13 protein-coding genes and 2 pseudogenes are annotated in these 19,151 nt (G+C 63.9%); 5 read left to right on the top strand and 10 right to left on the bottom strand.

Annotation, left to right across the window (positions count from 1 at the left end; genetic code table 11):
• Positions 1-60: 60 nt before the first annotated feature.
• The 3 genes from QB898_RS01435 to QB898_RS01445 all read left to right on the top strand — a co-directional run bounded on the left by QB898_RS01435 (position 61) and on the right by QB898_RS01445 (position 2,206).
• A complete protein-coding gene (locus QB898_RS01435; protein ID WP_050715458.1) occupies positions 61-1,038 on the top strand; it encodes a ribose-phosphate pyrophosphokinase in 978 nt (325 codons plus the stop codon).
• 98 nt (positions 1,039-1,136) lie between these two features.
• Complete coding sequence (locus QB898_RS01440; RefSeq protein WP_279523512.1) at positions 1,137-1,763, top strand: 50S ribosomal protein L25/general stress protein Ctc; 627 nt, start codon at positions 1,137-1,139, stop codon at positions 1,761-1,763.
• 293 nt (positions 1,764-2,056) lie between these two features.
• Positions 2,057-2,206, top strand: a complete 150-nt coding sequence (locus QB898_RS01445) for a hypothetical protein (protein ID WP_279523513.1) — start codon at positions 2,057-2,059, stop codon at positions 2,204-2,206.
• 440 nt (positions 2,207-2,646) lie between these two features.
• Here the strand turns inward: QB898_RS01445 and QB898_RS01450 are convergent, their stop codons facing one another.
• The 3 genes from QB898_RS01450 to QB898_RS01460 all read right to left on the bottom strand — a co-directional run bounded on the left by QB898_RS01450 (position 2,647) and on the right by QB898_RS01460 (position 10,436).
• Positions 2,647-8,220: a DNA repair ATPase gene (locus QB898_RS01450; protein WP_279523514.1), complete on the bottom strand. Its 5,574-nt coding sequence runs from the start codon at positions 8,218-8,220 to the stop codon at positions 2,647-2,649.
• 330 nt (positions 8,221-8,550) lie between these two features.
• Positions 8,551-9,513, bottom strand: coding sequence for a porin (locus QB898_RS01455; protein ID WP_279523515.1), 963 nt, complete (start codon positions 9,511-9,513; stop codon positions 8,551-8,553).
• Between the two features lie 137 nt (positions 9,514-9,650).
• Positions 9,651-10,436: a 3-oxoacyl-ACP reductase gene (locus QB898_RS01460; RefSeq protein WP_279523516.1), complete on the bottom strand. Its 786-nt coding sequence runs from the start codon at positions 10,434-10,436 to the stop codon at positions 9,651-9,653.
• 88 nt (positions 10,437-10,524) lie between these two features.
• On the opposite strand from QB898_RS01460, the gene QB898_RS01465 reads away from it, so the two are divergent.
• Complete coding sequence (locus QB898_RS01465) at positions 10,525-11,181, top strand: DUF2726 domain-containing protein (protein WP_158241626.1); 657 nt, start codon at positions 10,525-10,527, stop codon at positions 11,179-11,181.
• A gap of 42 nt (positions 11,182-11,223) precedes the next feature.
• Here QB898_RS01465 and QB898_RS01470 read toward each other — a convergent pair whose 3' ends face one another.
• Together QB898_RS01470 and QB898_RS01475 are read right to left on the bottom strand one after the other, a co-directional pair.
• Entirely contained in the window at positions 11,224-11,373 is a 150-nt protein-coding gene (locus QB898_RS01470) for a hypothetical protein (RefSeq protein WP_279523517.1), read from the bottom strand.
• Positions 11,374-11,567: 194 nt separating this feature from the next.
• Positions 11,568-11,699: pseudogene (locus tag QB898_RS01475) on the bottom strand (IS5/IS1182 family transposase); the annotation flags it as partial.
• A 460-nt stretch (positions 11,700-12,159) separates the two neighbouring features.
• Here QB898_RS01475 and ypfJ point away from each other — a divergent pair.
• Positions 12,160-13,026, top strand: a complete 867-nt coding sequence (gene ypfJ, locus QB898_RS01480; RefSeq protein WP_050715453.1) for a KPN_02809 family neutral zinc metallopeptidase — start codon at positions 12,160-12,162, stop codon at positions 13,024-13,026.
• A 766-nt stretch (positions 13,027-13,792) separates the two neighbouring features.
• Here ypfJ and QB898_RS01485 read toward each other — a convergent pair.
• The 5 genes and pseudogenes from QB898_RS01485 to QB898_RS01500 form a co-directional block, all read right to left on the bottom strand.
• Positions 13,793-14,503, bottom strand: a complete 711-nt coding sequence (locus QB898_RS01485; protein ID WP_279523518.1) for a hypothetical protein — start codon at positions 14,501-14,503, stop codon at positions 13,793-13,795.
• Between the two features lie 161 nt (positions 14,504-14,664).
• Complete coding sequence (locus tag QB898_RS01490; protein ID WP_279523519.1) at positions 14,665-16,200, bottom strand: hypothetical protein; 1,536 nt, start codon at positions 16,198-16,200, stop codon at positions 14,665-14,667.
• 383 nt (positions 16,201-16,583) lie between these two features.
• On the bottom strand, positions 16,584-17,210 hold the full coding sequence (gene ampD, locus QB898_RS01495; protein ID WP_279523520.1) for a 1,6-anhydro-N-acetylmuramyl-L-alanine amidase AmpD: 627 nt from the start codon (positions 17,208-17,210) through the stop codon (positions 16,584-16,586).
• Positions 17,191-17,718 carry a helix-turn-helix domain-containing protein gene (locus tag QB898_RS13380; RefSeq protein ID WP_199171019.1) on the bottom strand — a complete coding sequence of 176 codons (528 nt, stop codon included), beginning with the start codon at positions 17,716-17,718 and terminating at the stop codon, positions 17,191-17,193. The genes ampD and QB898_RS13380 overlap by 20 nt, the downstream gene beginning before the upstream one ends.
• A gap of 21 nt (positions 17,719-17,739) precedes the next feature.
• Positions 17,740-19,149: pseudogene (locus tag QB898_RS01500) on the bottom strand (sigma-54-dependent transcriptional regulator); the annotation flags it as partial.
• Positions 19,150-19,151: the final 2 nt, after the last annotated feature.

Below are 19,151 nucleotides of genomic sequence, written 5' to 3' on the forward strand. Positions count from 1 at the left end.
CTGGGTAAGCGCCATGCTGCGCGGCGCGCCATACAAGTCCCACTGATCCTGCGCCAGCTTATGCAGCCTTCCACATCCAACGAATTTCTGGTTTTCGCCGGAAACGCAAACCCCGCGCTGGCGCAGGAAATCGCCAGCAACCTCCGCATCAACCTGGGCGCAGCCGCCGTTGGCCGCTTCTCCGACGGGGAAGTCACGGTTGAAATCAAGCAAAACATTCGCGGGCGCCACGTCTTTGTCGTGCAGCCCACTTGCGCGCCCACCAATGAAAACCTGGTGGAGCTTTTGATCATGGTGGACGCGCTCAAGCGCGCGTCAGCCGAAAGCATCACCGCCGTCATCCCCTACTTCGGCTACGCGCGGCAAGACCGCCGCCCGCGCTCCACGCGCGTGCCCATTTCCGCCAAGGTGGTGGCCAATCTGCTGCAAACCGTCGGCGTGGCCAGCGTGCTCACGATGGACCTGCACGCGGACCAGATCCAGGGTTTTTTCGACATTCCGGTGGACAACATCTACGCCTCGCCCGTGCTGCTGGGCGACTTGCGCCAGAAAAACTACACCGATTTGCTGGTCGTCAGCCCTGACGTGGGCGGCGTGGTGCGCGCCCGTGCGCTGGCCAAGCAGCTGGGCTGCGATCTGGCCATCATCGACAAGCGCCGCCCAAAAGCCAATGTGAGCGAAGTCATGCACATCATCGGCGACATCGACGGACGCAACTGCGTCATCATGGACGACATGATCGACACCGCCGGCACGCTCGTCAAAGCCGCCGAAGTGCTCAAAGAGCGCGGCGCGAAAAAGGTTTACGCCTACTGCACGCACCCCATTTTTTCCGGCCCCGCCATTGACCGCATCGCCAACGGCACGGCGCTGGATGAAGTGGTCGTCACCAACACCATCCCCCTTTCCGGCGCTGCCACGCAGTGCCACAAGATTCGCCAGCTCTCGGTCGCGCCGCTGTTTGCGCAGACCATGCAGCGCATTGCGCGCGGCGAATCGGTCATGAGTCTGTTTCTGGAGCAGGACGGCCTGTTCTGATTCTGGAGACGGCCAGGCGGGCCTGCACGGCATCAGCGTGCGGGCCTTTTTTCATCGGAACCGGGCTGGTCGCGGCACGGTTCAAACAGGAGTTACACATGAAATTTGTCGCTTTTGAGCGATCCACGCAAGGCACGGGTGCGAGCCGCCGCCTGCGCAACGCCGGCAAGGTGCCGGGCATTGTTTACGGCGGCGAAGCCCAGCCGCAAATGATCGAGCTGGACCACAACGCGCTGTGGCAAGCCGTCAAAAAGGAAGCCTTCCACGCCTCCGTGCTGGAAATGGAGCTGAACGGCCAGACCAGCAAAGTGCTGCTGCGCGATCTGCAAATGCACCCCGTGCGCCAGCAAATCCTGCACGTTGATTTCCAGCGCGTGTCGGCCAAGACGCGCCTGCACACCAAAGTGCCGCTGCACTACAAGGGCGAAGAAGAATCGCCCGCCGTCAAGCTGGGCAAGGCGCTGATCAGCCCCGTGCTGACCGAAATCGAAATCTCGTGCCTGCCCGCTGATCTGCCTGAAGCCATCGAGGTCGATCTGTCCAAGCTGGAAATCGGCGCCACCTTGCACCTGAGCGATGTGGCTCTGCCCAAGGGCGTCAAGCCTGTTCTGCATGGCAAGAATGATCCCGTGCTGGTCACGGTGGTCATGCCTGCGGCAAGCAGTGAAAGCGAAGACGAGGCGCCAGCGCCAGCACCGGCGGCTGATCAACCCACCGCCGAATAAGGCCACCTGTCTGGAGTCAGGGCGCGGGGGAGCGTGGCCGATCAGCACCACGCCAGGCGCAAGCCACGGCAACCCGCCACAAGCCGCTATTTGAGTGGCGGCCCCTCCAGACTCCGCTGCTTTTCCTCTTCGGCTTTGCCCGGGGCCACAAAAGCCTGCCAAGAACACTTGGCAGGCTTTTTTTGTGCCTTGGCCAGCTAAAAAACTGTTCACTATCTGCAAGTGGTCAGCAAGGTCCGCCTGCGGGCTTTTGTCCCATGCAGCCAGAGCATGGACAGGCTTTCAAAGGCCAGATGGATGCACCGCACCGCTTGCTGCTGGATGAAATGGCCCGCTGCCAGCTGGCCGCGTCCATGGTCACGCACGACGTGACGGAAGCTGTCGCCTGTCCGTGCACCGCCATCAGCATGGTCAGCCAGCCTCGCGTCCGCCTTGCCTGCTGATGGCGGTGCGCCTCCGCCCCGTCTTCCGCCAGCGCGCGCTGCCGAAGGCAAGCTGAAAAAGGGCTGCCGCGCCACTTCGCCTGCCAGCGCGGCTTCATGGCGCATTCACGGGCCGATGCGCGTGAGCCAATGACGCCCGGCGTCTGATTGCAGCCGGCCCGCGCCGGGGCGGGGCGGGCAAGCCTGCACCGTCAAGATGAATCAAAACAGGAGCAAATTCAAAGGGGCATAAATATCATTCTGCGCAATATCCACCAGGACACCGCGCTATGGATAAAGGAGCTAAAAAACCATTCTCCGCCGCACATGATCTCGCCTGAAATGCAGCCCGCTCCGCAAAGCGGGGGCTGCCCGCGCAGGCGGCGGTGGCATCCATGCGCTTGCGGCATGCCGCTTGGCCCATGAGCCATTTCACGCGCAGGGATTTTTCGTTTCGCCGTTCATGAGCTTCGTGGCTCGTGTTCCTTTTGCTCCAGCTTGCGCAGCTCTTTTTCCACTTGTTCGATTTGCGCGTGTGTCTGCGCCCGTGTTGGCGCGTCGTGGCCCAGGCGCGCTTCGATGCCGCGCACCAGCGGCATGATGAGCTGGCGGTAGGTGACGGAAAGCGACAGCAGCGCTTCGACCATGCGCTTTTCCTGGGCGCGGTCGCTGTGCTGGGCCAGATCGGCGGCGGCGCCCTGCAAGGCCTTGAGGGCGGCTGCCGTGGCGGACAGGGTGTCTTGCAGCTGGCGCTGGGTGGCCGCGTCGCCTTCCTTGATGCTGCGGGCCAGCGCGGTCAGGGGCCGCGCCAGGAGCATGTGGCCTTGCGTGAGCTGGCGGGCCAGTTTTTCGGCGGTTTTTTCGGGGTTGAGGGCTTCGAGGCTGCGTGAAATATCGAGCAGGCCGCGCGTGATGCGGATGGCGGGGTCGTCATCGGCGCCGCCCATCTGGCGCTGGCGGCGGAATTCGGCCTGCACTTGCTGCCAGCGGGCGGTTTCTGCTTCAGTGGCCTGGCCGGTGAGCTGGGCGAGCTGGAGCAGGTTTTCTTCCGCGCCGCTGGTGAGGGTCTGGGCTTCGGCGCGGTAGTGGTCGCGCAGCAGATCGCCGATTTCCTGCGGTGTCATCAGCGGGGTGACTTGCGGGGCCAGGCGCGCCATGTTGCGGTAGCTGCCTTGCAGCCGGAAGGGGGGCGACTGGCGGTAGCGGTCGTCTTGCGCGGCGGACTGGATGTAGGCCTGATTGACCTTGAGCAGCACGTCGCGCACGCTCATCAGGCGCACCAGCAGGTTGCGGATTTCTTCCAGCTCGGCGGCGCTGTAGGGGTGGGCCAGGCGGGCGGCGTCCACGGTCTCGCCCTGGGCCATGCGCACGAGCAGCTGCACGTCTTGCGGCTCGCGGCTGGCCAGCGGCTGGGTGACGGGGTGGCTGGTGAGGCTGTTTTCGATGTAGGAAAGGGCAAACGCTTCTTCGCGGCCCGTGAGCACGTCGCCCAGGTTGTAGATGTCGGCGCGGTTGGCGAGCATGTCGGGGATGCGGAAAACTTCGCCCGATTCGGTGTAGGGGTTGCCGGCCATGACGATGGCAAAGCGCTTGCCGCGCATGTCCCAGGTGCGGCTTTGGCCCTGCCATACGCCTTCGATGCGGCGGGTGCTGTCGGCCAGGGCGATGAACTTTTGCAGGAATTCGGGGTGGGTGTGCTGGATGTCGTCCAGATACAGCATGACGTTGCTGCCCATCGCCAGGCCGAGGTTGAGCTTTTCCAGCTCCTGGCGCGCGGCGCTGTTGGGGGCGGCGGCGGGGTCGATGCTGGTCACGCCGTGGCCCAGCGCCGGGCAGTTGATGCGCACGAACACCAGCCCCAGCCGCTGGGCCACGTATTCCATGAGCGTGGTTTTGCCGTAGCCGGGCGGGGAGATGAGCAGCAGCAGCCCGCTGCGGTCGCTGCGGCTGGCTTCGCCCGCCGCGCCGATTTGCCGCGCAAGGTTGGCGCCGATGAGCGGCAGATACACCTCGTCAATGAGCCGGTTGCGCACGAAGGTGGTGAGGGGCTGGGCCTGAAACTGCGCCAGGTGCAGGCGGGCGCGCTCTTGCTCCAGCAGCTCGTGCCGCAGGGTCTGGAAGGCGTGAAAGCCGGGCAGCACGCGCTCGCGGTGGCGGCGCACGCGCTGCCAGAAGTCATTGAGATCCAGCGCCAGCGTGCCGTTCGTGATGCGCGGGTGCTCGCTGCGCAGGCCGGTGACGGTGGCCGTGAGAGCGGCATTGACGCGGCGGCGCGCGGCGGCGCACGCCAGGCAGGTGGCGGCGTCTTCCACGCTGCCCGGGCGTGCGGCGCTGTCTTTGCCCTGGGCTTGCGCGAAGGCACTGGCCCACTGGCGGGCGATGCGCCACTTCTCTAGCGGAGCGGCGGCGGCCAGGTCGCGCTGCCAGGCCGCCAGCTGGCCGCCGCTGTCCAGCGAGCGCTCCAGCGCGGCAGCCAGGTCCTGCCCGCTGCCGCTGGCGGCCCAGGTCAGGCCCCCTTCGGCTTCGCCTTGCGCCAGCTCGCGCGCAAGGTAGGCGGCGGCTTCGCGGCACAGGCTGGCGCGCTCTTGCGCGTCGTCGGCGGCGGGCAGCAGCTCTTGCAGAACGTCGGGGTGTTCGGCCGCGAAGGCTTGCAGCATCAAATCCGCCTCTGCCGCAAGCGCATCAACGCTTTGGCGCTCTGAAAACAGTAGCGCAATGCCTTGTGCGGCGCGCGCGCGCCGGGCCAGCGATTCGCGCGCTTCGTCGCGCAGGCCGTTTTCCCACATCAGCAGGGCCAGCGCGCGGGCCGCGCCGCTGTAGACGAGCAGCCCGGCGGCGGCCTGCATGGGGGCAAGGGCGCGCACGATGGCCAGCGCGTCATCGTCATGAATGCCGCGCTGGTAGCCCTCCTGGTAGCGGGCGGCGGCAAAGCGGCGCAGCGGCTCCAGCAGGGCAGCGGGGGCGGCCGCTTCGCCGTTTTCAGCGGATTCAGCAGGGTCGGCAGGGTCGGCAAGGTCGGATTCGGTGAGCGCGGCCAGCAGCGCGTCCCAGCCGGGTTCGGCCTGGCCGGCCTGCACGGCGTCCAGCCACTGGGCGGCCAGCCATTCGGCGCGGGCCAGTTGCGGCGTTTCAGACGCCAGCGGCTGGTTCCAGAAAGGGCGCAGCGCCAGCAGGCGCTCGTCTCGCGCGGGGGCCAGGTAGTCGGTGCCGGTAATCTGCCAGGCCAGCGCGGGCTGGCCGCCTTCTTCATGCGCCACCAGCGTCAGGTCGATGGGCTGGCGATTGACGGTAAAGACGTGCTGGCCCAGGCGGATGCCGCCCGCGCCCCCTGCGGCGTCTTCAGCGGCCAGGTCGCGCTGGTCGCGCACGGCGCGCATGGCCTGCTCTTGCGCGGCCTTCAGGCGTGTGGCCAGGTCATCGGCCGCCACGGCCGCGCCCAGGCGGCGCAACTCGGCCACCTGCTCGCGCAGCTTGGCCAGCAGGGGGTCGGCGGCAAAGTAGCTGTGCACTTGCGCCACGTCGGCAAAGCTGGCCACGCGGCGCGGCACGCCGTCCAGAATGCGGCCCGCCGCGTCGGCCAGGGCCTTGGCGCGGCGCTGGCGCGCGTCCAGCAGGCTCTGGCGGCGCGCGCCCAAGGCTTCGTAAACGGCTTCGCGCTGGGCGGCAATGTCGGCCAGAAAGTCTTCCTGCTCGGCAAAACGCGCCTCGATGTCTTCCAGCTGCGCCAGCAAGCGGGTGAGCGCCTCGTCGCATTTTTCGGGCGTGTCGGCCAGCTCCAGCGCGTTTTCCACGGCCTGGCCGAACAGCTTGAACTGCGCGCCAAATTCGGCCCGCTGCTCGGCCGCGCCCAGCGTGCGGCGGCGCTGGCGGGCCTCGGCGCGCAGACGGTTGATGTCGGCATACAGCCGCGCGATGCGGTCCAGGATGGCGGTGCGCTGCACGGCGTCGCCGCCCGGCAGCAGGCCGATTTGCTCGCTGAGCAAGTCCAGCCCGGCCGCTTGCGCGTCCAGCCCGGCCAGCATGTCGCCCACTTGCGTGGCGCTGCCCGCCTGCGGCAGCTGCTGGGTCAGTTGCGCCAGCGCCTGCTCTTGCGCGGCAAAGGCTTTTTCGCCGCTCAGAAATTGCAGGGCGCGCTCGCCCACGCGCTGCTGCTCGGCGGCCAGCTGCTGCGCCATGCCGTCGATGCGCGGCACATCGGCATAGCGCAATTCGCGCAGCGCATGCATCTCGCCCTGGCGCTGGCGCAGCTGCTCCAGCGCGTGCACGAAGTCGGCGGGCTGGCGCCACATCTGCGCGGCCAGCTCGCCCAGCAGCTCGCGCGTTTTCGATTCGGCGGCGTCCAGTGCGCGCGCCGTGCTGGCGCGGATGGCCTCCACTTTTTCGAACTCGGCCAGCGTGGCCTGCGCCGTTTGCTCGATGGCGTGCAGGTCTTGCGCGGCCTGGCCGGCCTCTGGCGCGTCCAGCCAGAAGTAGGCATCGCGCGCGCGCTGGCACTGGCGGATGAGGTCTTCATACGCCGTGCGCGTGGGCGCTTGCTCGCGCACCGCGCGGGCAATGCCGTTCAGGTCGGAAATGCCGCGCACCAAATCGGCATTGCCCACGCGGCCATAAAAGCCCGTGCCGTGCCGCCCCGGCTGGCGGCTGGCGTATTCCTCCGTGGCAAAAGGCGTTTGCCACAGCTGCATGGGGTGTATGCGCGTGGCCTCGCCTTGCGTGGCCTGAAAAACCAGCACCCGCCCGTCATAAAACCGGGCAAAACCGTTGGCCATAATCGGCGCGGCCAGCCGCTTTTCAATCAGGTTGTATGTAAACAGGGCGTAATGCGGAATATCCAGATGCGAAATATCGGAATGGCCCTGGCCTGATTTTCCGTTATGGGGTGTGCTGCCGTAAAAAATATACGCCACATCTTCGCCATTGGGCGAGCGCAACATGCGGGCAAAACGCAAATTGGCCGCCGTTTCGGCCGGCAAATCAAACTGCTTGTATTCGCCTGATTGCAAATAATAGCCGCCCGGAAAGATAATGCCGTGGTCTTCGGGCAATTGCACGCAGGAAGCGCCGATGGCATCAATGCGCACCACCTGCTGCGTGCGCTGGTTGTAAACCAGATAGCGCACCGTGCTTTCACGGTACGGGCGTATGCGCAGCAAAATCAGCCGGCCCAGTTTCGCGTAGGCAATTTCGGCATCGCCCAGCGCCTGGCTGGCGTCTTCCACCGGCTCGCTGTAAATGCCCAGGCCCGATTCGGTATTGTTTTCCACCTTCACGGTCAAATCGCCGCCCGTGGTTTCAACAAAAACCGTGTCCAGAATATTGATGTGCGGATGCCGCCCGCTCACGTGCTGCTCGCGCGTGACGGCCGTCCATTCAAAATCATGGCTGGCGGGCAGGGCAATATCGCGCTCGCCGCGGTTGTCCACATAAGTCAGGCTGCCGTCGGATTCATGGCGCCAGCGGAATACGCGAATATCCTGGTTTTGTTGCCCGATTTGAAATGAAGCCAGCACATATTCTTGCGTGTGCGTGAGCTGCCGCAGCGTGGCATGTTTGTAATAGGTATACAGCTCGCGGAAATCGGCCACAAAGCGCGCGTCTTGCAAAAAGCTGCCCTCAATGGGCAGGGCGATCAGCTCGTCGCTTTCCGCCTCGCCCTCGGTGTGCGCCAGCTCGTAGAGCGCGAACACGTCGCCCACGCCCGTTTCCTGCCGCAAGCCCATGAACACGTTGAAGCCAAACAGCAGCTTGCCGGGGCCGATGCGCACCATGTCGCGCGCCACGCAGTTGTGCTCGGTGCGCGCGCGCGTGCGCAGCACCAGGCGCTGCTCGGTCTGCCCGAATTGCGCCTGCCGCCCGGCGTTGAGCGCCAGCGCCTTGTCCAGCAGCGCACCGCCTTGCGCTTGCAGGCGCTTTTTCAGCAGCTCATAGCTGCTGCTGGCGGCCACGGCGGCATCCACGGCATCTACGGCATCTACGGCGGCGGCTTCGGGGTTTTCGGCGGCGCGTTCGGCGTTGCGTTCTTCGGGGGCATTCATGAGGGCGGTCCTTGGCGGATCAGGCAGGCGGGATGGAATGGAAAATGGGAGCGCGCCGCCAGCTCCATGCGGCCAGCAGCCTGGCGGATGCTATCGGAATGAACAGACGGAAACAGCGATGAACAGCAGGAAACAGACCGTGTCCGCGATGCGCCGCTTCACGCCCCCAGAGCCTGTTTGCAATCTGACCGTCAGGGGCAGAAGATCAGCGCGAACGGCAAGGCGCAAACGGATCTCGTGCTTCGGCGAGGATTTGCAACGCCCCAGATCACCCGAAGCTGCACTTTCCGCACCCAAGGCGAACTTTGAGCGGGCCTTCAGAACCCATGCTCAAAAAGAATGCCGCAGTCCCAGCTCAATGCCTTTGCGGCCTGGCTGACTGCGGGCCTGGTCATGCGCCACCGTGGCGTAGAGCAGGGTGCGCCGGGAGAGCTTGTGGCGGTAGCTCAAGGCCAGCAGCTTGCGGTCGGCCTGCGGCGCAGGGCCACGGTCATCGAGCCGCGAAAAAGCGGCGCGCCATTCGCCCGCGCCGCTGGGCAGCGCCAGACCGATCTGCCAGGCAGCGCGGCGGCGCCCCTCGCGGGCGCCTGCATGGAACTGGGCCATTGGTTTGATAAAGCCGAAATCCCATGCCAGACCCGCTGATGCCACATGCCCGCCTTCGCCTGGCTGGCCGTAGGCCACGGAGAGATCTGCCGCGCCACGCCGGTAGTGCAAGCGAAGTGAACGCGCCCGGCGCCGGGGCTTTGCGCCGCCTGCGGCATGGAGCGAGACGGCAGCAGACAAGGCCAAACCCGCCAGCCGGGGGGTTTCGTAATACACGCCGTTTTCAAAACGCACGAAGGTGGCTGAGGCGTGGCCCAGCAGCAAGGCGCGCGTGCCTGGCGTGCCGATGCCGCCGTCCATTGCGTCATAGCTGGAAGCGACGTGGCGCGAAGGCGAGTAAGAGCGCCCCATGCGCAGCGCGCCCCAAGGGCCGCGCAGGCCCAGCCAGGCCTGGCGGCCCCAGGGGCGGGCGGCGTCCACAGCGCCGTCTTTCAGGCTGATGCGGCTTTCAAGCTGGAACTGGGCGCGCAGGCCGCCGCCCAGATCTTCGCTGCCGCGCAGGCCGATGCGGCTGTGCGAGGCGCGGTCCATGTGCCATTTCTGACCTCGGGCGCGGGTGAGATTGACGTCCAGGCGTCCATACAGCGTGACGCCGTCCTGTCCTTGCGCCACGGCGGGCGCGAAAAGGCTGGCGGCCAGCAGGGCCAAGGCCAAGCGGTCCGGGCGCGAATAGAAGATTTTTTGCATCAATAAGAGGAGCAAATTCAGGAGCCGAAAATGGGCACCCACGCACTTTCTACTAGGACCTAATGCTATGGAATAAGGAGCTGAATTGCTGCCTGCTTTCGCCCGCACGGCAGCTGCGGGCGGACTGCCAGCGCCGATCAGTCCTTGACCAGGCCGCCATCCACAATCAGGTTCTGCCCCGTCACGGCGCGCGCCCAGGGCGAGGCGAAGAACAGCACGGCATCGGCCAGCTCGGCAGGCGTGGTCACGCGGCGCAGGGGCGTGCTGGCGGCAATCAGATCGAACACCGCTGCGGGCGTGGCGGCAGAAGCGTCGGTGGTGCGCAGCAGGCCGCCAGAGACCATGTTCACCGTGATGCCCTCCGGCCCCAGCTCCTGCGCCAGCGTGCGCGTGAGCGCCAGCAGCGCCGCCTTGGCTGCGGTGTAGTCGTGGTAAGGCACCACGGGGTTTTGCACGAGATTGGTGCCGATATTGACGATGCGGCCAAAGCCCTGCGCCCGCATACCCGCCAGCGCCGCCTGCGTGGTGTTGAGCGCGGCGCGCACGCCTTCGAGCTGGCCGGATACGGCCTGCCAGCTCAGCGCATCGGCATGCGGACGGGCGTCGCCGTTGAAGCTGAAGGCGGGCAGCGCGTTGTTCACCACGGTGCAAATGGGTGCGCCAAAGTGCGCGCGCGCTTGCTCAAGCATGGCCTGCACGGCCTGCGTGTCACGCACATCCGCTTGCACGGCCAGCGCCTGGCCGGGATGCTGCGCCGCCAGCGCGCGGGCCGCCTCCAGGCTATGCAGACAGTTGATGAGCACGCGTGCGCCTTGCGCCAAAAAGGCCTCCGAAATGGCGCGGCCCAGACCGCGCGCGCCGCCCGTCACCAGAACGGTCTGCGCCGCCAGCGGCGGGCAGGCTGCGCTCGCAATTGCGTTCATGATGGTGTTTCCTTGCAAGAAAAATCGTTCAAATGTTGAAAAAAGTCGCTTATCATGCCGTCATTTTTCACTAGGGAGAACACGCATCATGTCTTTGGGATTGGGGCTTTTGCTCATCGTCGCCGTGCTGGCAGGCGTTGGCGCGTGGCTGTACATGAAGCAGCAAAACAAGTCATCCACCGCCTCCATTGACGACAACCGCTACGCGACGGAAGAAGCCATCTCGCCCGCGCACATCAGCTTGCTGATGTACCTGCGCGAGGCTTTCCCGGGCCGCGCCGTGCTGTTCCGCCCCCGCATGGATCAGATCATTTCCGTGCGCCACTCCGAAAACCGCGCGCTGGCCACCGCGCAACTGGCCGCGCATGTGGTGGATTTCGTCGTCTGCACGCCTGACGGCAAGGCCGAGCATGTGTTCGATGTGCGCATGCGCAGCGCCAACATCGACGAGAACCAGCAACGCCGCGAAACCGCCTTCAAAACCCTGGTGCTCAAGAGCGTGGATTTGCGGCTGCTGCGCATCCAGCGCTCGGTCAGCAAGCTGCCGCCGCCTGAAGAATTCGCCGCCAAGCTGGCCGAATCACTGGGCCGCGCGCGCGACCCCATCGCCTCCTACTACATCAAGCAAGACAAAGGCGGCAGCCAGGCTGGAGGCAAACCAGCGGCGACCACCACCAGCCCGGCCAATCTCACCGACCTCATGGGCCTGCCTCCTGACAGCGAGCCGGGCAAGCTGAACAAATAAGACCCTGTCAGCAGTCCGTGGGCGCGAATGAGGCGCTTCGCCTCAAGAGGAAACGGCGTCTGCCAAGCTGTGCATCAAGGCTTGCGGAAAATAGCAAGAAACGCGGATGCGAGGCAGGCTGCGCAACAGGCAGCTGGTATCGGCTTGTTGCGCTTTTTTATCAATAGCACCGAGTTCTGGCAAAACGGGCATGAATGCCTTTTTTCTCCTTGAACTCGCTCTTGCTTTAAAACGTCACAGACTGCCTGTGGTGCTATTTACCACCCGGTTTTCCAACGTGGCAGGGCATGCTGCCTGCTGGCACAAATGCAGCGAGCCTGAAACGAGCGGCATAAGCACATTGAAGCAGGCCCCAGGCGCCTGTTAAAGAAAGAGCGCGCACAAGAAAACAGCGCGGCACAAAACACATCGTAAGGGGCCACCTTACGCGGATGGGTGCTCTTGCGTGCGCCCTGCCTCTCCAATAGGGGGCAGATGCGCTCAAGCTGTTTTCGGTTAATGTCGCTTGGATATTTCAGTTGGGTATTTTGGGTTGCTTTTCATCCCTCTTCATCAGGCCATGCGCAGAGCTTTTTTGGTTTGGTTTCTGGGCGGAGGATGCTGTAAATGTACAGCATATTACTGAGTGAACAACTTGAATTGGAAATTTCGCATGAGTATGTTTTCTGGCGCGTGTTTTCAATACGCTAACATAATACCCGCACGACAGGTTGGCTGTAATATCGTCAAACGATGGTGCGGTATTGAGGATGATTTTTAGAACAGCCTCCAGATGGGCAGAAATAAAAGACCATCCGGATCAGGCTGGCACAAAAGTATCTATGACCGGCCTGCTGTTTAATGAAATGCCACAAGGCCTGCGCGCGGAAAGAGGCGTGCTTCGTCCGGAGCAGAAGACCGGCGCGCCAGCCAGAAGGCGGCCTCTGTCCGGGGCTACCATCTTTTCATTTGCAGGTTTGGAACGCGGGAGCATTTGCGATGAAATGGGAAGGCAATCGACAGTCTGACAATGTGGAAGACCGGCGTGGTTCTGGCGGCAGCTTCGGCGTGGGCGGGCGCGGCATTGGCGTGGGCAGCGTCGTCATTGCGCTGGTGGCCTGGGGCGTGTTTGGCATCAATCCGCTGACCACGCTGGGTTTGCTGGCGGGCAGCGGACAAACGCAGGTGGCGCATCAGGCGCCTGCAAGGCAGCCGCCCGCCAATGACCGGGATGCCGCTTTTGTATCTACCGTGCTGGCTTCAACCGAAGATGCCTGGCAGCAGGTGTTCGCTGCGGCAGGGGCGCGGTACCAGCCGCCGCGTCTGGTGCTGTACCGGGGCGCAACGCCTACGGCTTGCGGCACGGGGCAGGCGGCGATGGGGCCGTTTTATTGCCCTGGTGACCGCAAGGTGTATCTGGACATGGATTTTTTTGACACTCTAAGCCGGCAACTGGGCGCGCCGGGCGAATTCGCGCGGGCCTATGTCATTGCGCATGAGGTGGGGCACCACGTGCAGACGCTGCTGGGCACCACGCAGAAGGTAGATGCCTTGCGCGGGCGCATCAGCCAGCGCGAGCAAAACGCCTTGTCGGTGCGCGTGGAGCTGCAAGCCGATTGCTACGCGGGCATCTGGGCGCACCAGTCGCAACGGGCCAAACAGTGGCTGGAGCAAGGCGATCTGGAATCAGCCATCAATGCCGCCGCCCAGATCGGCGATGACCATCTCCAGCGCGAGCAGTCTGGCGTGGCCCGGCCCGACACCTTCACCCACGGCACCAGCGCCCAGCGCCAGCGCTGGTTTTTGACGGGATACAAAAGCGGCAGCGTGGCGGCTTGCGACACTTTCGGCGCGCAGTCGCTTTAAAACAGATCTACAACACCTTTGCCCGCTGACGTCAGCGCAGCGTGTGGGACGTGCTGCTGACGCTGCTGTACCAGAAGGTGCGCGCCAAGGCATGCGGGCCAAACCCAGCGCGGTCGTCATCGACTCCCAATCGGTCAAGACCGTCTCAAAAGGGGCAGCGCGGATATGACGCAAGCAAAAAAATCTTGGGCGCAAGCGCCACATAGCCGTAGACCCGATGGGACTGCTGTCGGCCGTGGTGATGCACTCGGCTGGCATTCAAGACCGGGCAGGAGCCAGGGCTTTGCTGATCAGGCTGTTCATGCTTGCCTGGCTAATAAGTCAATCGAGACGATTGAGTAAGGACGACGAAGTCAGCGTGGCCTCAGCTGAAGCATTCATCAGGATCGCTTGCGTCCGGCGCATGGCCAGACTTTTGGGATCGTTTTGAGGACGGAATCTCAATTAAAAAGGAGCAAATTTATAGGGTCAAAAAACCCGTTTTGCGCTGATTTCACCAAGACTTCATGCTATGAAATCAGGGGCAAATTCGCCTCCCTCTTTCTCTTTCCGGCATGGCCGACATGCATGCCGCAGCGCGGGCTGCTGTGCAGCATGCGTGAAGCCTTGTAGCAATAGCGGTGTGGTTTGCTGTGTGGCGGCAGGCAGCCGCGAACAAAACGTGGGCCGCACCCATGGTCGGATTTCGTACAGGCTCTGAGGGCTTTGCCCTTGCCTGCCAGCCGCTGATGGACAGTTGAAGTGAGCCGTTGAAGTCCGCAGCTCTCTATCTGGCATTGCGCTCCAGACCTTCACGCACACGCCTGGCAGCGCCCATGAACGCGGAAAACGGCCCGCTCTCGTCTGCCGTTTCGACGTCCGGCTCGCCATTGGCCCGAATGCCCTTGACAGCCAGTGGGCGCATGGCGCTTGCCAGACGGGTGTCCGGGGGCATCTCGCGGGCCGCATCCGCATCCAGATTCAGCATGCGCCACTGGCGACCGGCAGGCGTGGTGTCAGCCAGACTGGCCGCATCGGCCAACAGGCGTGCAATCAGCTTGCCGCGTGCGCCTTCGTCGGATGCTGCCGATACCAGGGCAGCCTGCAAAACACCGGCCCAATAGCCCAGCGTTGCCGCAGGGGTGTACGGCGAGTAGGGAGCCGCCGGGACATGGGAAGCTGATGGCGCAGTGGCCGTGTTGAAGCGCTGTGGCGCTGGCTGCTGCAATTGCCCCCCTAACACCAGCCTTGCCAGCACATCGGCCGGGGGCCGGGTGTCGCCCGCGCGCAGCAGCGCCCGCGCCCAGCCGTGAAGCGCACGCCCGTCGCGCTCTTGTGCGTGTAGCGCCAAGGCCTGCACCACTTCGGGGGCCTGCGTGCCGGTCACCAGCGCCGTCACTTGCGTTACGGCCTGCGCATTGCCTGCGCGCAAAGCATCACGCAAGCTGGCGATGGCCTGCGCAGCTTGCTGGGGATTGGATTCGCGGCGTGCAGTCATGGAAGTGTTCTCTGGTTCGAGGGTGGCTTCGGTGTCGTGCCGGACAGATTGTGACTGCGTATCTTCGCACGCCGTCAACAGCGCAATCAGGCTGGCAACCAGCCATGCATGCTTCAGTCCAACCTTGCGCCTGTGCGTCAAACGGACGAACGTCCCTAGTTTCATGGCTTCGCGTGCTCTTTGGTCCAGCTCCATGTGTCTTCGAATTGGGAAAACGCGGGCGACTTAGCTGCTAGCTCCAGATCGTGCTCTTCGTTCTGAAGCACGCGTTTGCTGGCAAAAGGCAGAGAGGCCTCCTGCAATTTGGTCACGGCATCGCTCTTGTTACTGACGACTTGGTCGTAGACGGCCTTGACCACCAAACCACTCGCCGTCGCGCCTACACCCGCAACGGCACTGCCCACCGGCGGCAGTACTGCACCCACCGCTGTGGCCGCGCTGCTGATCAGCGCATTGACGATTTCTGCCTGTTTGTTGACATCGCTGGAAATGGAAGTCACGGCAGCGCCTATGGCCCCGGCAAAATAGCCGGAATTGCGCGCGTGCATATAGTCCTGATCAGGACTATTGAACAACTTCACGTGATCTCCCTTCAAGTCATTGCCTAACGCCAAACGAACCTGAATATCACCCAGCCGCTCATACTCTTTGGCATTTATGGCCGATTTGGCATAAATAGCCATGGCTGTTCCGCTAAGCGTTTTTTTGTTTCGAGCCAATTCGGTTATGACACCATTAACATCGCTCATCAAAATATCGTACATGCCTTTGCGCATGGCTGCCGCGTCAACACGCCTAGAAACAAGAAAATTTTTCGACTCCGCGTCTTTCAGCACACTGGCAGCCGAATCGAAAATTCGCGCTTTCAGGTCTGCATTCTTCGTCTTGGCAACGGTTTGCATCAGTTTTTGGAAAGAAACTGCTTCGTATTTTTTAATAGGAAGAAGAATGGTATCAGTGCTGAACGTTGGATCGGCCGATCCTTTAATGACGGCATCCAGGTTTTTTGACCTCAGCAGGCCCAGCGTTTGCTCGGCCATGGCATCACCCATGCTGGCAATGACTTGCGCTGCAACCTGAGCTTGCGGATCGGACATTTTTTTCGTAACGCTTACGCTTAAGAAAAAGCCAAAGTCAAAGCCTATCACCGAGGACTGATCCGACAGTTCGTTGCGGCCTTGAAGTGCCTTGATGCACTCCAGTTTGACATCGTCGCTCGCATGCTTGGCAATGGAGCGCCCCAGCGCATTTACGTCTTCCGTGGAGGCAAGCGAGTTGCGCTCAAAGGCATTGGTCATGCGCGCCAGCTGCTCGCCGTCGAGTTTTTGCGCCAGGGTATCGAAAAAAGCCTGTTTTTCCTCACCACCAAGACCACCAAACAGAAAGGAATCGTTGACCTGATCGGCCATACGGCGCAATTCACTTTCCGAAAGCTCGCACACCACCGCACTGGCATCTTCATTCGGCAAACCAGCTATCGTGCTTTGCACATCGCGCAAATCCTGATTGGTGACAGGATTGAAAAAACTGGAATGCATCTTGTCGCGTATTTTTTCAACGGCTCCATCCACTTTTGCCGAGCGGTCTGCATCACCCTCCATTGGTTTTATTGACTGCGACTCTCGTTCCGTCGCCTCCCCCCACTTGGAAGCAGGCATATAGGCCATGCAGCTGTAAGAAGGAACAGAAACTCCCATATAAATCCTTTCATGAAAAATAGGAAACAACCAGTTTGGCTTGACTAAAAACCACCAGAAGCCCTTCGAAATGTTGACAGCCTCATGTCAATTTGCCAACTGGGATCATTCCTATCTAGTAACGTTACTAGGTAGGCAACCGTTGCGCGCGCGGCTGCCGCTGCCGCCCGATACAGACCCCGTACAAGCGGTTTTTCGCCGCCCGCAGACGGGCTATGTGCATGCACTGCAAGCCTGAATGAATAAAAAACAGGAGCAAAAAACAGGGCATCAAAATATCAAGTGGCGCAGTATTTACTAGGACATTGCGCTACAAATAAAGTAGCTAAAATAGCGTCTATCCGTCTGCTGTTGATACCCGTCCCGCGCCCTGGTGCGGACCACTACGGCTTCGGCGGCGCATCAGTGCATGGGAAACGCCAATGAAGATCTTGCAAGGCGCGGCGCAGGCGCGGCCAGTCAAAGCCGCTGCCGGGGTCGTGCTTGCGGCCTGGGGCAATGTGCTCGTGACCTGCCACGGCGCGGATGGGGCAGGCAGTAGCCAGCGCGCGGCACAGGGCGGCCAGCGTGGCGTACTGGGCGTCTTCAAACAGGCCGCCTTCCAGCCCTTCCAGCTCGATGCCGATGGAGTAGTCGTTGCAGTTGGTGCGGCCCTCGTAGCTGGAAGCGCCTGCATGCCAGGCGCGCGCCTGCACAGGGGCGAACTGCCAGAGTTCGCCCGTGCGGCGGATGTAGAAGTGGGCCGACACTTGCAGGCCGCGTATCTGGCTGAACCAGGGGTGGGCGTCCCAGTCCAGCGTATTGGTGAACAGGCGCTGCACTTCGTCGCCGCCGTACTGGCCGGGCGGCAGGCTGATGGAGTGGATGACGACGAGGTTGATCGCCACGCCCGCAGGACGCGCGCCAATGTTGGGCGAGGGGCAGCGGCGCGCGCCAGCTAACCAGCCGGCTTGCCAGACGGAGACGGCGGGAGTAGCGGGAAAAGCGGGGTCAGGCTGCTTCGCCGTCATCGCCGTCGTTACCGCTTTCTTCGGCGTGGCTGCCGGGCGGAACGATGCCCAGGCGCGCCATGCGGTAGCGGATTTGGCGCAGGTTCAGCCCCAGGCGGGCGGCGGCGGCCGTGCGGTTGAAGCCCGTTTCATTGAGCGCGCGGATGAGCACCTGGCGCTCCTGCTCGTTGAGCCAGGCTTCCAGATCAGACGGCAGGGGCGTCTGGCCGCTGGCAACGGCCTCGCCCGGTGGCAGGCCCGCATCTGAAACGGGCGCGGCGGGCGGCGCGGCAGGCGCAGGCTCCAGCGAAAAAGGAGCGCCATACGCCTGGGCCGCGCGGGCCGTCTGCTCGGCGAAGGTGGGCGCGGGCGGCTGGAACGCGGCAGGCGCGGGAGGCGGCACGAAAGGCTGCGCCGCCACGGCGGATGGCAGCGGGTAAGGCTGCGGCGGCTGCGCGGACGCGGCAGGCTGGCCGTAAAACGGCGCTTGCGGGAGCGGCGCCTGAAGAGACGGCGTTTGAGGCGGCATTTGAGGCAGCGTTTGAGGCGTCTGAAACGCTTGTGGAGGCTGGGCATGCGGCGGCGCAGCCGGGTATGCCGCCGCGAGCGCTGGCGCAGGCATGGCGGCGGCAGGCGGCGGCCAGGCGGGCGTGGCGGCGGCGGCAATGCGCGCGGCATCGGCCCAGTCCAGCGCGCCGGGACTGCCAGCCAAGGCCACTTCGCCCAGCGCCACGGCACGGTGCAGCAGGTTTTCAAGTTCGCGCACGTTGCCTTCCAGTGGCTGGGAGGCAATGTCGCGCATGAGCTGCGGCGTCAGGGCCAGCGGCGGGCTGCCCGCCTCGCTGGCGATGCGCGCGAGCAGCGCCTGGCAAAGCAGGGGCAGGTCTTCGCGGCGCTCGCGCAGGGGCGGCACGATGAGTTCAATGACGTTCAGGCGGTAATACAAGTCTTGCCGGAAGTGGCCGGCCTGCACTTGGGCGGCCAAGTCTTTGTGGGTGGCGCTGACGATGCGCACGTCTACAGGCTCTTCCTGGGTGGCGCCCAGCGGGCGCACGCGCCGCTCCTGTATGGCGCGCAGCAGCTTGGCCTGCATGGCCAGGGGCAGGTCGCCGATTTCGTCCAGAAACAGCGTGCCGCCCGCAGCGGCCTGAAAAAAGCCGGCGCGGTCTTGCGTGGCGCCGGTGTAGGAGCCTTTGCGTGCGCCGAAAAACTCGGCTTCGAGCAGGTTCTCAGGAATGGCGCCGCAATTGACGGGCACGAACGGCCCGCTGGCGCGGTGGCTGCATGCATGCACGGCACTTGCCACCAGCTCTTTGCCCGTGCCCGATTCGCCGTGCACCAGCACGGGGGCCATGCTGCGGGCCACTTTGGCTATGCGCTGCTTGGCCATTTGCATGGCTGGCGACTGGCCTACCAGCCGCGCCAGCGCCGCCTGGCCTTGCGGGCTGATGTCTTCGCCTTCGAATGCAGGCGCAGCGGGTGCAGCAGGCGCGGCGGGGGACGGGGTGGCCGGGGCCGGGCGCGCCGCCGCAGCTTGGGGAGCGGCGGGCGCAGCGGATGCCGCCGGGGCAGCGGCCCTGGCAGGCGCGGGCGCGTCTTGCAAGGCAGAGGCGACAACGGTGCGCAGCTGTTTGAGATCGACCGGCTTGGTGAGGTAGTCAAACGCGCCGGCCTTGAGGGCTTCCACGGCGGTTTCGGGAGAGCCGTAGGCCGTCACCATGATGCTGCGCTCCGGCCTTCTGGCGGCGGCCAGTTCGCGCAGCAGCTCCATGCCCAGGCCGTCAGGCAGGCGCATGTCGGTAATGAGCACGTCAAACGTGGCTTCGGCCAGGGCGCTGCGGGCTTCGGCCAGCGTGCTGGCGGTCTGCACCTGATGGCCTTCGCGGATGAGGGCCAGCTCGTAGAGGGTGAGCAGGTCGGGTTCGTCATCAACGACAAGAATGCGTGCGGCTGTAGTCATGG

It is taken from the genome of Ottowia cancrivicina, assembly GCF_029813755.1.
GTDB lineage: Bacteria > Pseudomonadota > Gammaproteobacteria > Burkholderiales > Burkholderiaceae_C > Ottowia > Ottowia massiliensis.

What these genes read in the sequence shown, in the direction of transcription:
- QB898_RS01435 (WP_050715458.1), top strand. Translation starts at nt 61, where the DNA reads ATGCAGCCTTCCACATCCAACGAATTTCTGGTTTTCGCCGGAAACGCA.
- QB898_RS01440 (WP_279523512.1), top strand. Translation starts at nt 1,137, where the DNA reads ATGAAATTTGTCGCTTTTGAGCGATCCACGCAAGGCACGGGTGCGAGC.
- QB898_RS01445 (WP_279523513.1), top strand. Translation starts at nt 2,057, where the DNA reads ATGGATGCACCGCACCGCTTGCTGCTGGATGAAATGGCCCGCTGCCAG.
- QB898_RS01450 (WP_279523514.1), bottom strand. Translation starts at nt 8,220, where the DNA reads ATGAATGCCCCCGAAGAACGCAACGCCGAACGCGCCGCCGAAAACCCC.
- QB898_RS01455 (WP_279523515.1), bottom strand. Translation starts at nt 9,513, where the DNA reads ATGCAAAAAATCTTCTATTCGCGCCCGGACCGCTTGGCCTTGGCCCTG.
- QB898_RS01460 (WP_279523516.1), bottom strand. Translation starts at nt 10,436, where the DNA reads ATGAACGCAATTGCGAGCGCAGCCTGCCCGCCGCTGGCGGCGCAGACC.
- QB898_RS01465 (WP_158241626.1), top strand. Translation starts at nt 10,525, where the DNA reads ATGTCTTTGGGATTGGGGCTTTTGCTCATCGTCGCCGTGCTGGCAGGC.
- QB898_RS01470 (WP_279523517.1), bottom strand. Translation starts at nt 11,373, where the DNA reads ATGCCCGTTTTGCCAGAACTCGGTGCTATTGATAAAAAAGCGCAACAA.
- ypfJ (WP_050715453.1), top strand. Translation starts at nt 12,160, where the DNA reads ATGAAATGGGAAGGCAATCGACAGTCTGACAATGTGGAAGACCGGCGT.
- QB898_RS01485 (WP_279523518.1), bottom strand. Translation starts at nt 14,503, where the DNA reads ATGACTGCACGCCGCGAATCCAATCCCCAGCAAGCTGCGCAGGCCATC.
- QB898_RS01490 (WP_279523519.1), bottom strand. Translation starts at nt 16,200, where the DNA reads ATGGGAGTTTCTGTTCCTTCTTACAGCTGCATGGCCTATATGCCTGCT.
- ampD (WP_279523520.1), bottom strand. Translation starts at nt 17,210, where the DNA reads ATGACGGCGAAGCAGCCTGACCCCGCTTTTCCCGCTACTCCCGCCGTC.
- QB898_RS13380 (WP_199171019.1), bottom strand. Translation starts at nt 17,718, where the DNA reads ATGCCGCCTCAAACGCCGTCTCTTCAGGCGCCGCTCCCGCAAGCGCCG.